General features: G+C 61.8%; 12 protein-coding genes. 3 read left to right on the forward strand and 9 right to left on the reverse strand.

From position 1 onward, the window contains the following. Window positions 1-31: 31 nt before the first annotated feature. The 4 genes from ACX2DJ_RS09855 to ACX2DJ_RS09870 form a co-directional block, all read right to left on the reverse strand. A complete protein-coding gene (locus ACX2DJ_RS09855; RefSeq protein ID WP_462572343.1) occupies window positions 32-511 on the reverse strand; it encodes a glutathione peroxidase in 480 nt (159 codons plus the stop codon). Continuing rightward, a complete protein-coding gene (locus ACX2DJ_RS09860; RefSeq protein WP_462572344.1) occupies window positions 508-1,050 on the reverse strand; it encodes a hypothetical protein in 543 nt (180 codons plus the stop codon). The genes ACX2DJ_RS09855 and ACX2DJ_RS09860 overlap by 4 nt, the downstream gene beginning before the upstream one ends. A gap of 96 nt (window positions 1,051-1,146) precedes the next feature. Further along, complete coding sequence (locus tag ACX2DJ_RS09865) at window positions 1,147-1,833, reverse strand: ABC transporter ATP-binding protein (RefSeq protein WP_462572345.1); 687 nt, start codon at window positions 1,831-1,833, stop codon at window positions 1,147-1,149. After that, window positions 1,826-3,067 carry a lipoprotein-releasing ABC transporter permease subunit gene (locus ACX2DJ_RS09870; RefSeq protein WP_462572346.1) on the reverse strand — a complete coding sequence of 414 codons (1,242 nt, stop codon included), beginning with the start codon at window positions 3,065-3,067 and terminating at the stop codon, window positions 1,826-1,828. The genes ACX2DJ_RS09865 and ACX2DJ_RS09870 overlap by 8 nt, the downstream gene beginning before the upstream one ends. Window positions 3,068-3,284: 217 nt before the next feature. On the opposite strand from ACX2DJ_RS09870, the gene purF reads away from it, so the two are divergent. From purF to ACX2DJ_RS09885, 3 genes are all read left to right on the forward strand, one after another. Next, window positions 3,285-4,757 (forward strand): amidophosphoribosyltransferase, encoded by a 1,473-nt coding sequence (purF, locus tag ACX2DJ_RS09875; RefSeq protein ID WP_462572585.1) that lies wholly within the window; start codon window positions 3,285-3,287, stop codon window positions 4,755-4,757. 3 nt (window positions 4,758-4,760) lie between these two features. Continuing rightward, window positions 4,761-5,477 (forward strand): SDR family NAD(P)-dependent oxidoreductase, encoded by a 717-nt coding sequence (locus tag ACX2DJ_RS09880; protein ID WP_462572347.1) that lies wholly within the window; start codon window positions 4,761-4,763, stop codon window positions 5,475-5,477. A gap of 169 nt (window positions 5,478-5,646) precedes the next feature. Further along, window positions 5,647-5,994, forward strand: coding sequence for a PilZ domain-containing protein (locus ACX2DJ_RS09885; protein ID WP_462572348.1), 348 nt, complete (start codon window positions 5,647-5,649; stop codon window positions 5,992-5,994). A gap of 47 nt (window positions 5,995-6,041) precedes the next feature. On the opposite strand, the gene ACX2DJ_RS09890 is transcribed toward ACX2DJ_RS09885, so the two are convergent. From ACX2DJ_RS09890 to ACX2DJ_RS09910, 5 genes are all read right to left on the reverse strand, one after another. After that, complete coding sequence (locus ACX2DJ_RS09890; protein ID WP_462572349.1) at window positions 6,042-7,229, reverse strand: serine hydrolase domain-containing protein; 1,188 nt, start codon at window positions 7,227-7,229, stop codon at window positions 6,042-6,044. 61 nt (window positions 7,230-7,290) lie between these two features. Beyond that, window positions 7,291-8,676, reverse strand: coding sequence for a cryptochrome/photolyase family protein (locus ACX2DJ_RS09895; RefSeq protein WP_462572350.1), 1,386 nt, complete (start codon window positions 8,674-8,676; stop codon window positions 7,291-7,293). 115 nt (window positions 8,677-8,791) lie between these two features. Beyond that, a complete protein-coding gene (locus ACX2DJ_RS09900; RefSeq protein WP_462572351.1) occupies window positions 8,792-9,694 on the reverse strand; it encodes a metal-dependent hydrolase in 903 nt (300 codons plus the stop codon). 15 nt (window positions 9,695-9,709) lie between these two features. Then, window positions 9,710-10,744 (reverse strand): 2-oxoacid:ferredoxin oxidoreductase subunit beta, encoded by a 1,035-nt coding sequence (locus ACX2DJ_RS09905; RefSeq protein ID WP_462572352.1) that lies wholly within the window; start codon window positions 10,742-10,744, stop codon window positions 9,710-9,712. Beyond that, window positions 10,741-12,627, reverse strand: a complete 1,887-nt coding sequence (locus tag ACX2DJ_RS09910) for a 2-oxoacid:acceptor oxidoreductase subunit alpha (RefSeq protein WP_462572353.1) — start codon at window positions 12,625-12,627, stop codon at window positions 10,741-10,743. The genes ACX2DJ_RS09905 and ACX2DJ_RS09910 overlap by 4 nt, the downstream gene beginning before the upstream one ends. Window positions 12,628-12,777 lie beyond the last annotated feature (150 nt).

Genomic DNA, 12,777 nt, shown 5'->3' on the forward strand with positions numbered 1-12,777 from the left:
GCTTCGCTACTCTCGCAATGACGAAGCGCGGTCACAGCAGCTTCTCGATATCCTTGGCAATTCGATCGGGCGTATCGGTCGGCGCATAACGCCGCACCACATTGCCTTCACGATCGATCAGGAATTTGGTGAAGTTCCACTTGATCGCGGTCGAGCCCAGCAAGCCCTTCGCTTCGCCCTTCATCCAGCCATAAAGCGGCGATGCATCTGGCCCATTGACGTCGATCTTCTGCATCAGCGGGAATGTCACCCCGAAATTGAGTTTGCAGAACTCCTGGATTTCATCGGCATCCCCCGGCTCCTGATTGCCGAACTGGTTGCAGGGGAACCCCAGCACCTCGAAGCCCTGATCCTTGTATTTCTGGAACACCTTTTCCAGCCCGTCATATTGCGGGGTGAAGCCGCATTTGCTGGCGGTGTTGACCACCAGCAGCACCTTGCCCTTCTTTTCGGCCAGGTTCAGTTCTTCGCCGCGATTGGTGGTAACGGTGAAATCGGCGATGCTGGTCATTGGTCCGGTCCTTCCTTGCGGCGGTAGATGAAGTCATAGCGTGTCTGCCACGTCAGACCCTGATCCGTCGAGGCCTCACCATGCTGGCGAACCGTATTGCTGTCGATTGCGGTGAAAGTCTGCCGTACCAGCGCATGCTTGCCCGGCCCACCGAAGTCGCGCCAATAGCCGGTCAGCACCATCGCGCCATTCGCAGGCCCGCCGACGAACTCGACCCGGCCCGGCGATGACCCGATCCAGAACTGGTGCCACTGGCCGGTCGATGGTTCATAGCCGTTGAGACTGCCGCCGCCCGTTCCGTTCAGCGGCATCCAGTTCTCGCGCACCGCGCAGCCAGCATAGAGCCGTTCGATCCTGCTGTCGGCAACTTTGTCTGCGCCGTCGCGGTTGGGATATACGTCCCACTCGCCCACCCAGAAGTCGAAAGCGGCGTGCTGTTCGCTGTCGCAAGCTGGTGGGGCCGGAGAAGGAACTGGTGCTGGCGGCGCGCCGGCAGGATCGGCCTGTAACAGCGCAAGTGCGCCCAGAATGACTATCATCGCATTTCTCCCCCAATGTCCCCGGTCAGGAACTACGCGGAGAGCCGGCCGTCAAACTCGCATCCATCAACGGGGCACGGCGTTCTGCGAAATTTGTTATTCGAGCACACCCTCATGCAATTGCACCACGCGGTCCATCTTGGCGGCCAGCCTTTCGTTGTGGGTCGCCACCAAAGCCGCGCTGCCCTCATCGCGCACCAGCTCAAGGAATTGCGCAAGAACCCGTTCGGACGTGTGTTCGTCAAGATTGCCGGTCGGTTCGTCAGCCAGCACCAGCATCGGGCGGTTGGCCAGCGCCCGTGCCACCGCCACCCGCTGCTGCTCGCCGCCCGAAAGCTGGCTCGGGCGGTGATCCATCCGGTGGCCTAAGCCCAACGCGACAAGCAGATGCTCGGCGCGGGCATTGGCATCGGCACGCGGCACGCCGGCAATCATCTGCGGCATCACGACATTCTCGCGCGCGCTGAAATCGGGGAGCAGGTGATGGAACTGATACACAAACCCCAGGCGTTCGCGCCGCACCCGCGTACGCTCGTCGGTAGGCATGCTGCCCGCATCCTCGCCCGCGATTTCGATCGAGCCCTCGAAGCCGCCCTCCAGCAAGCCAACCGCTTGGAGCATGGTGGATTTGCCGGTTCCTGACGGACCAAGCAGCGCGACAATTTCACCCGGCATAACATCGAGATCAACCCCGCGCAGCACTTCGATGGTCACATCGCCCTGTTGAAAGCTGCGTTTCAGCCCGCGCAACCGCACTACCGGGCGGGTCGAAGTTTCATTCATAACGCAACACCTCGACCGGATCGGTGCTGGCGGCCTTGATCGCAGGATAAAGCGTAGCAAGGAAGCTCAGCACCAGCGCCAGTGCAATGATGCCGGCAACTTCGATTGGATCGGTGCGCGATGGCAAGGTGGAAAGGAACCGTACTTCGGGATTCCAGATCTCCTGCCCCGTAGCCCAGGCAATGAAGGTCACAATGTTTTCGCGGAAGTAAAGCACGACGAATCCCAGCACGAGGCCTGATACGGTGCCAAGCGCGCCAACGGTGAAGCCGGTGGTCACGAAAATCTTGGTCAGGCTGCGCCGCGTCGCCCCCATGGTGCGCATGATCGCAATATCGCGCGTCTTGGCGCGAACCAGCATGACCAGACTTGAAAGGATATTAAAAGCCGCAACCAATACCATGAAACTCAATGCAAAAAACATTGCCACTCGTTCGACTTGCAAGGCTTCGAACAGGGTTGCGTTCATGGTCTTCCAGTCTGCTATCACCGCCCGCCCGGCAAGCTTTTCCTGAACCGGAGACAGAATTTCACCCACTTTGTCAGGATCGTCCACAGTCACTTCGATCATGCCAACCGAATCGCCCATCAACAGCAGGGTTTGTGCATCGCTCATCGGCATCATCACGAATTTCGCGTCATAGTCGTAGATACCGACCTCGAAGATCGCTGAAACCTGATAGCCGACCTGGCGCATCGACGTGCCGAACGGCGTCGCCCTGCCTTGCGGGTTGATGATGGTAATCGTGTCGCCCACCCGCGCCCCGATATTCTGCGCCAGGCGTGATCCAATCGCCACATTGCCCGCATCGGGCTGCAATTCGGACATATTGCCCAGCAGCACGCGGTCTGCCAGGCCCGCAAGGTCTTTCTGGGTCTGGCCGCGCACGAATATGCCCTCGACCCGTCCGTTGAATGTGACCAGCAGCGGCTGTTCGATCAGCGGAGAGGCATCGACGACCCCGGGCGTCGACTTCACATCGGAAAGCACCTCTTCCCAATTGTCGAGCCGCCCGCCGTATGCCTGCACGATTGCATGGCCGTTGATGCCCACAATCTTGTCGAGCAGTTCGGCGCGAAATCCGTTCATCACGCTCATCACCACGAGCAACATGGCGACGCTGAGCATCACCACGCCCACACCGATCCCGGCAACGAGCGCGATGAACGCCTCCCCCTTGCCCGGCAAGAGGTAGCGTTTGGCAATCATGCGTTCAAAGGGAGACAGGATCACGATGGCCCGATCATTGTGTCAGAAGCGATGAATGGGGGATTTAGGGGCATGGCGCGCAGCACGCAATGGAGCGGGACCGTACTTTCCCTAGCAAAAGCTTGTGGCGGGGCAGGCTGCGTACCGGAGATCGGGCTTGTAATCGGGCCGTAACATCGCCATTGACCCGCCCACAGACAGGGCACGCTTCAGCAGGCAGGCGTTTAAGATGACCAGGGCGATGAATTGGACTCACCCTTTCCTCGACGTAGATGGAGACAAGCTGCGTGAGGAATGCGGCGTCTTTGGCGCGATCAACGCGACGGATGCGGCTGCGCTAACCGCGCTGGGGCTGCACGCATTGCAGCACCGCGGGCAGGAAGCCGCCGGAATCACAAGCTTCGATGGCAGGGAATTCTATTCCCGCCGCGGCCTTGGCCATGTGGCGGAGAATTTCTCCTCGCCCGGAGCGATCGCCGAATTGCCTGGCTCGATGGCGGCCGGTCATGTGCGTTATTCGACAACAGGGGGTGCCGGGCTGCGCAATGTACAGCCGCTCTATGCCGATCTTGCCAGCGGCGGCTTTGCGGTATCGCACAATGGCAATATCTCCAACGCGCAGAAGCTGCGCAGCGAACTGGTACAGAACGGCGCAATCTTCCAGTCGACCTCCGACACGGAAGTGATCATCCACCTCGTCGCCACCAGCCGTTATCCGACGATGGTCGATCGCCTGATCGATGCGCTGAGACTGGTGGAGGGTGCCTATGCGCTGGTGGTGATGACGCCAGAGGGCATGATGGCGTGCCGCGATCCGCTGGGCATTCGCCCCTTGGTGATGGGCCGGATGGGCGATGCAGTCGTGTTCGCCAGCGAAACAGTTGCGTTTGACGTGGTAGGCGCAGAGTTCGTGCGCGAGGTTGAGGCGGGCGAGCTGATCCGGGTGGATCTTGATGGCGCGATCCACTCGCTGCATCCGTTCGGGCGGCACAGCCCGCGCCCCTGCATTTTCGAGCACGTTTATTTCAGCAGGCCCGATTCGATATTCGCAGGCCATACGGTCTACGAAGCCCGCAAGGCGATCGGCAAACAGCTTGCAATCGAAAGCCCGGTAGAGGCCGATTTCGTGGTTCCTGTGCCCGACAGCGGAGTTCCCGCAGCGATTGGATATGCCCAGCAATCGGGCGTACCGTTCGAGCTTGGCATAATCCGCTCGCATTATGTCGGGCGCACTTTCATCCAGCCATCCGACGGCGCACGGCATTCAGGCGTCAAGCGAAAGCATAATGCCAATCGCGGTCTTGTGCAGGGCAAGCGGATTGTCCTGATTGACGATTCGATCGTGCGCGGAACCACCTCGATGAAAATTGTCGAGATGATGCGCGAGGCTGGCGCAAGCGAGGTGCATTTCCGGGTGGCCAGCCCGCCCACTGCCCACAGCTGTTTCTATGGTGTCGATACCCCCGAGCGCAGCAAGTTGCTGGCGGCGCGGATGGACCTCGAGCCAATGCGCGAATTCATCAAGGCGGACAGCCTCGCCTTCGTTTCGATCGATGGGCTTTACCGGGCAGTGGGCGCGAAGCGCCGCGACAATGGTTGTCCGCAATTCTGCGACGCCTGCTTCACCGGTGATTACCCCACTTCGCTGACCGACCGGGCCGCCAGCGAAAGTGAAGCGGCGCAGCTCTCGTTCCCAGATCACAAGGCGGCTTGACCGATGGCAACCAGCAAGGTTTTCGACGGCAAGCTTGCGCTTGTCACCGGCGCAAGCAAGGGTATCGGCGCTGCTGTGGCCAGGGGGCTGGCCGCGCAAGGCGCGCATGTCGTTCTGGTCGGGCGTGACGTCAAAGCGCTGGAAGAGGTTGAGGATGCGATCCATGAGGATGGCGGCACATCAACCATTGCCCCGCTTGACCTGACCGAACCCGATTCGATCGGACGCCTTGCCTCTGCCATCTCCGGGCGGTGGGACAAGCTTGATATCATGGTGCTTGCCGCTGCCTATCTGCCCACCCTGACGCCGATGACGCAGATTGACGCCAAGCAGTTCAACCAGGCACTCAACCTCAATGTCCTGGCGACCCAGGCGCTGCTGGCGGCATTCGACCCGATGCTGAAACGCGCAGATGCCGCGCGTGTCATTGGCCTTACCAGCAGCGTTGGCGCCGCGCCCCGGGCTTATTGGGGCGCTTATGGATCGACCAAGGCAGCGTTCGATAATCTTCTGAGCTGTTACGCACAGGAAGTTGAAAAGATTTCGAAAATCCGTATCGCTATCATTGATCCAGGCGCCACTCGAACTGCCATGCGCGCCAAGGCTTATCCGGGTGAAGATCCCGAAACGGTCAAGCCGCCGGAAGACGTCGCGGCGCATCTGCTGTCATTGCTGCAAAGCGACTTCCCGACCGCGCATCGTGAACGCATAGAGCACTGAAATTACTGAAAAACCAGGTGTTAAAGGCCCGGTAACCATGCCCCGAAACGGCTTGGTAACCGCGATCGGTCAACGTGTGTGAAGCCTGACGCCAGGAATGCGCCGCAAGGTGCGGGTTCGTTGCATTCTGCCGGGGTCAGGTCAGATACGCTGATTGAGGAATTTCGTGATGCAAACGACGCAAGATCGCTACCATCTCGCAGCGCAGGAAGATCGCTGCGCGCCCCGCACCAAACTCACCATTCCCGCAACGCTGCGCGCGTCGGGTGGCCGCGCCTTTCAGAGTGTGGTGCATGACCTTTCGATATCCGGCTTTTCGGCCGCTTCGATCAACCGCATGCACGAAGGCCAGATTTGCTGGCTGACCCTGCCCGGGCTCGAATCGCTTCAGGCACAGGTCGTCTGGTGGGACAATTGCATTGTCGGCTGCGCATTTAGCGAACTGCTGAGCCCGATCGTGCATGACAACATCATGCAACGTTACGCGAACACGGGCATGTACCGCAGCGCCAGCTAGGCCGGTGCCGCCAGATTATTGCCTAAAATAATCGCCGCCGCTGACACCTAGTCGGCTGCGGCGATTTTCCTTGTCAGCGCCAGCCATTCTGCGCGGTACGGCGGATTGCTGGCGACAGGCCAATTGCTGACAACCGCGAGCACCATTCGCTCTTCGGGCAGAATGGTTATCGCCTGGCCAAAGATCCCCTGCGCGCCATAATCCGCCCCTGGATAGGCCCACCACTGATAGCCATAGCCAAAACCGCCATTGCCGAAATCTACCAGAGCGCTTCCTGCACTCGTGAACCATCCTTCGGGCACCACGCCATTGCCGCCCTCGAGCGCGAACTGCCCCATCCGGGCATAATCGGCCAGCCGCAATGATATGCAGCAACCGCCGATGTTGCCCCCACGCGGGTCGGTCATCCAGAACATGCCGCCTGCAAACCCCGCCGGATCAACGATCTTGTCCTTGGCGTAATCGGCCATCGGCAATCCCACGGCGTTCTCAACCAGCATTCCAAGCAGGTTCGTCTCACCGGTCTTGTAGACCCATTTTTCGCCGGCCGGAGCCTCGCGCTCCAGCTCGCGCATCTGCGCCACGATCGCATCGGGCCCGTACTCGAGCACAAAACGGTTCATTTGCGCGACGTCGCTGTTTGGATCGGCGTAATCCTCGTTCCACTTCACGCCCGAGGTCATGGTGGCAAGCTGCTCCACCGTCACGCCGTCATAGCCCGAGCCTTTGAGCGCGGGGATATAGCGCGTCACCGGGTCGTCCATGCTCGCAACAAAGCCGTCCCGCACCGCTGCCCCGAGCAATGTCGAGGTGAAGCTCTTGGCGACGGAGAAGCTCGTCCAGCGTTGTTTGGGGCCAAAGCCAAGGCGATAGGCCTCAAAGCGCTTCTTCCCGTCCTGCAGGACCATCACGCCCGCAGCATCGGTTCTTTGCATGAAGGCGCGGATGTCGCCCGCGATACCCGGACTAAGCGGCGGGCCATCGGGCAGAACGCGCGGCTCTGGCGCGGGCACAATTTCGTGGCCGGGGAACCATTCCTCCATCGCGCGAAAACGTTTGGAGCGCTGCTCGTCGTTCCAGAACAGCACCTGCAATTCAGAGGGATCACGCGGCGGCGGGCTCACCAGGGTGACCGCATCGGCAGCGGGTGCTGCCTGCCCTGCCTCGCCCACATAGCTTGCCGTACACCCCGCCAATGCCAGCGCGATGGCGGCGCTGCTTACCCAAACCCGCATTCTTCTCTCCCCTATTGCATTTTCGGCCCGACCCTATTGGGCGAACCCATGGCAGGCAAGCCTAGCCATCCTTCATTTTGCGGTATGCCGCCAGTGCGCGTTCGCGCCCCTCCCTGTGGCCGATGATCTTCGCCGGATAGCGTCCGCGCATATCGTCGGGCGGGTCATGGATGAAGGGTTCATCCAGCCCGCCCAGCTCGGGCACATAGGTGCGTATATAGCCCGCCGCATCGAACTTCTCGCTCTGGCTGAGCGGGGCCATGATCCGCACGAACATGTTGGCATCAACCCCGCTGCCCGCCACCCACTGCCAGTTGCAGGCGTTGCTGGCGTAATCGGCATCGACCAGCGTGTCCCAGAGCCACTTTTCGCCCTCGCGCCAGTCGATCAGCAGGTGCTTGATGAGGAAGCTCGCCGCGATCATCCGCACGCGGTTGTGCATCCAGCCGGTCTGCCACAGCTGGCGCATCCCGGCATCGACGATGGGATAGCCGGTCATGCCCTGCCGCCAGGCCTTGAGGTCGGCGGCGGCATGTTCATCTTTATCAGGATCGCGCCATTCGAGCCGATGGAACTCCTCACGGTAGCTTTGCGTCGCATAGGCAGGGAACTGGCAGATCGCGTTCTGGGCATAGTCGCGCCAGATCAGCTCCTTTTCATACGTCGCCCAGCCGTGCCCGCTCTTATTCTTGAGCGCATGCCACACCTGCACCGGGCTGATCTCGCCGAAATGCAGGTGCGGCGAAAGCTGACTGGTCTTGTCGACCGAGGGAAAGTTCCGGCCTTCGTCATAGTCGGCGACGTGATCGGCCCACCACTCGAGCCTCTCGTGCGCCGCCGCCTCGCCCACCTGCCAGAAATCGCGCATCCCGCCGGCCCAGTCGGGACGGGTCGGGAGGAGGTTCCAGTCCTCCAGCGCCTCGCTGGCGGGACGTCGCTCGGGCGCGGACAGGGTCTCCGGCTCGGGCAATTCGCCGCGCGGGGGGAGTTGCTCCAGCGTCGCCTTCGCAAACGGAGTGTAGATCTTGTACGGCGTGCCCGATCCGGTCGTCACCGCGCCGGGAGGGAGCAGGTAGTTCGCGTCGTGGAGCTGGAGGTCGAGCCGCTCCGCCAGCTCGCCCTGCGCCTTGCGCCACCATGGTTCGTAATGGCGGTTGGCGTGGACGGCGATAGCGCCCACTTCCAACGCTAGCTTGGCCAGTTCCTCCACCGCATCGCCGCGCCGCAGGATCAGGCGGCTGCCCCGCTCTGCCAGCGCGCGCCCAAGGCTTTTCAACGAATGGTGCAGCCACCAGCGCGAGGCACCGCCATAGGCATGGCCCTTGGCCCGCGCGTCATCGAGCACGTAGACCGCGATCACCGGGCCAGCTTGCGCGGCATGATAGAGCGCGGGATTGTCCGCCATGCGCAAATCGCGCCGCAGCCAGACGATCTGGGGGTTGGTCATGATCTCATATCTCGCAATCCCCCCTTACGTCATTGCGAGGCGACGCAGTCGCCGCGGCAATCCAGAGCGGAGTGCGAGACGCACTGGATTGCTTCGCTTCGCTCGCAATGACGGCTCAATTGGCGGAAAGTTCCTCACACTTCACATCCGGCAGCGTGACCGAAAACCGGCCCCGCGCGCGCGGATCGTAGAAGCGGGCATCGCGGAGGATCACTGAACCGTCCCCCGCGCGTTCGGCAAAGGGTGCCCGCGACCAGAAGAGGAAGGCTTCGGCCTGTGAATTGCCTTTTGCGCCTTTGACCACAGCCTCAAGCGCACACTCGCCGACCACTTCGCCATCAATCTGCCATTTCCCGGCGCGATAGGGTTCGATCACTTCGCGTTGCCATGAAGTTACCGGCCTCGGGCTCGCAATGGCTGGCTGGCCTGATGCCATCGCGCCAACGAGCGAGGTGACCACTGAGTTTGCGGCAATGTAGAGGATGCCAATGCCAAGCGCGCAACGTGCCGGCTCCTCATAGTCCCCGCCCTCTTTCTCCCGCCGCAGCGAGAACCACGTCGCGAAGCCCATCAGTGCCCACAGCCACACATCGATGATGAACAGCGTATCGCCGTAGAACCACTGGCTGGAAAACGGCTCCAGCAGGCGGATGCCGTAGACGTTGAGCCAGTCGAGCGCCGGGTGGGTCAGGCAGCCGATGAAGGCAAGGCCGTAAAGCCAGCCGAAATGCACCGGCAGCCGCCCCTTTGGCCGCGTACCTCGCTTTGCCTGCCAGCGGTCGAAACCATACAGCAGCCCCGCCAGGATCAGCGGCAACAGCACCAGCGCGGGCGGGCCATGGGTGATGCCGCGGCGGAAGCCGAGGTGCTCCACCCCCTCCAGCCAGAAGAAGCAGGCCGCATCGACATCGGGCAGGTTGGCGCCCACGATGAGCGCGGGCATCGCCAGCCCCGTCTTGCGCTTGAGCCCGGCCTGCCCGATCAGCGCGCCGACAAGGCTATGGGTGATATTGTCCATTGCGTGGCAATGGAATCAGATCGGATCCTGCGCCGTCCCGCTCACCGTCCAGGTCTGGCCAGAGCCAAGCAGCTTGGCGAGGTTCGCCTGTTTGCCGGATGTCGCACGCTCGCGTTCTCCGGCCACGCCCATCTCGAAGGTCGGGCGCGGATCGTCATAGAGCACGCCCAGCGCCATCGGGAACGGGCCGAACGGCAGCTCGACCAGCATATGCGCGATCGAACGGTTGGTGACGTCGTGCACGATCACACCCGCCGCTTCCCAATTGCCGTCTGCCACATCCACTACCTTGAGGCAGAGATTGTCCTTGTCGAGCGCAATTCCCTTGGTGCCGCCGTCGAACAGCATCGGCTGCCCGTTCTCGAGCCAGAGCTGGCGATCCTCCGCCCCCTTGGGCGCGGCGAAATCGTTGAACACGTCCTTGTTGTAGACGATGCAGTTCTGGAAGATCTCGATGAAAGCGGCGCCCTGGTGGGCATGCGCGGCCTTGAGCACGTCAGGCAGGTTCTTCGATACGTCAAACCCGCGCCCGACAAAGCGCGCGCCCGCACCCAGCGCAAAGGCGCAAGGGTTGGCGGGCCGGTCCACCGATCCAATCGGGGTCGAGGGGCTGCGCGTGCCGATACGGCTGGTGGGCGAATACTGCCCCTTGGTGAGACCGTAGATCTCATTGTTGAACAGCATGATCTGCATGTTCACATTGCGGCGCAGCACATGCAGCATGTGGTTGCCGCCGATCGACAGCCCGTCGCCGTCGCCCGTCACCAGCCACACGTCGAGATCGGGATTGGCCAGCTTCACCCCCGTGGCAACTGCAGGTGCGCGGCCATGGATGGTGTGGAAACCGTAAGTCTCCATGTAATAGGGAAAGCGGCTGGAACAGCCGATCCCGCTGATGAAGCAGGTGTTGGAAGGGTCAGCGCCCAATTGCGGCAGCGTGCGCTGCACCGCCTTCAGGATCGCATAATCCCCGCAGCCGGGGCACCAGCGCACTTCCTGGTCGGTTTCCCAATCCTTGAGCGTGGTCTCGATCTTGGTTGGAGCGTTCATGCCAAAGCCTCCTCGATCGCTTCTTCTAGCTCATGGATATAGAATGGTTGCCCGCTCGTTTTATTGAGCGGCTGTGCATCGACCAGATACTGGTCGCGCAGCACGGTTTTGAACTGGCCGGTGTTCATTTCAGGCACCAGCACCTTTTCATAGCTCTCGAGCAGCTCACCCAGATTGCCGGGAAGCGGCCAGATATGGCGCACATGGATATGGCTGACGTCCAGCCCCTTGGCCCTCGCCCGGCGCACCGCCTGATGGATCGGCCCATAAGTGCTGCCCCAGCCGACCACCGCCAGCTTGCCACCCGCTTCGCCCAGGCTCACCGCCTGATCGGGCACCGAAATGTTCAGCACTTTCGCCTGGCGCGCATCGGTCATCGCCTGGTGGTTGTCAGGCGAATAATCGAGATGGCCGGTGTCGACCTGCTTCTCGATCCCGCCAATGCGGTGCATCAGGCCTGGCGTGCCTGGCTTGATCCAGGGCCGCGCGCCCTTGCTGTCGCGCTTGTAGGGCAGCAGAGTGGCATCCCCACTCTCATTGGCAGGCCCGTTCTTCTCCGCCAGGAAGTTGGCGGGGAACGGCTCGAAACTGGTCGGATCGGGCACTTTCCACGGCTCGGCAGCATTGGCGATATAGCCATCGGTCAGCAGCATCACCGGCGTCATGTACTGGGTCGCTATGCGGCAGGCCTCGATCGCGCATTCGAACGCATCGCTGGGGCTGCACGCAGCAATCACCGGCATCGGCGCATCGCCATTGCGGCCATAGACGGCCTGGTAGAGATCGCTCTGCTCGGTCTTGGTCGGAAGGCCGGTGGACGGCCCGCCGCGCTGCGAATTGACGATCACCAGCGGCAGCTCGGTCATGATGGCAAGGCCCATTGCCTCACCCTTCAGCGCAATGCCGGGGCCCGATGAGCTGGTTACGCCAAGGCTGCCGGCATAGCTGGCGCCGATCGCGGCGCAGATCGCGGCGATCTCGTCTTCTGCCTGGAAGGTGGTGACGTTGTATTCCTTGAGCCGGGCAAGATGGTGCAGGATCGCGCTGGCAGGCGTGATCGGATAGCCGCCGAAGAACATAGGCAGACCGGCCAGCTGTGCCCCTGCGACGAGGCCCAGCGAAACCGATTCCGCCCCCGTTATGGTGCGGTAGAGCCCGGCCTCCGTTGGCACCGGCGGCAAATGCAGCTGCTTTAGCGGGCCGGACAGCTCAGCCGTCTCGCCATAGGCATGGCCGGCGTCGAGCGCGGCGATATTGGCGTCTGCAATATCCGGCTTTGACTTGAACTTTGCCCGCAACCACTCGTGGATAGGCTCCCGCGAACGGTCGAACATCCACAGCGCCAAGCCCAGCGTCCACATGTTCTTGCTGCGCAGCGCATCCTTGTTGCCCAGCCCAAACGGCTTGACCGCTTCGATCGTCAGCGCGCTGATATCGAAGGCCAGCAAGTCATACTTGGCCAGGCTCCCGTCTTCCAGCGGGTTGGCCTTGTATTTCGCCTTGTCGAGATTGCGCTTGGTGAATTCGCCGGTGTCGGCAATGATCAGCCCGCCCGGCTTCAGCGCGGAAAGATTGGTTTTCAGCGCCGCCGGGTTCATCGCCACCAGCACATCGGGTGCATCGCCCGCAGTGTCGATCTCGCGGCTGCCGAAATTGATCTGGAACGCGGATACGCCGAACAGCGTGCCTTGCGGCGCGCGGATCTCCGCCGGAAAATCGGGAAAAGTGGCGAGATCATTGCCTGCCAGCGCGGTCGAAAGCGTAAATTGCCCGCCAGTCAACTGCATCCCGTCGCCGCTATCGCCCGCAAAGCGGACCACCACGGCATCAGGTTGTTGGTGAAGTGCCGCTTCGGGCGGCGTATGAGCGGCCTGGGTCGCCATGTGCATTCCTTGTCGCGCGCCCGATTGCGGGCGCTTGTGCATTGCTAAAGGCCACCTATTCCTCGGTTCCTTCTCCCGCAATGAAGTTTTTCTCTTCGTATGACAAATGTCGAGTAGAAATGCACCGCACACGCCACTAACCTGTCGAAA

The sequence above is a fragment of the Altererythrobacter chaiwopuensis genome, from assembly GCF_054957755.1.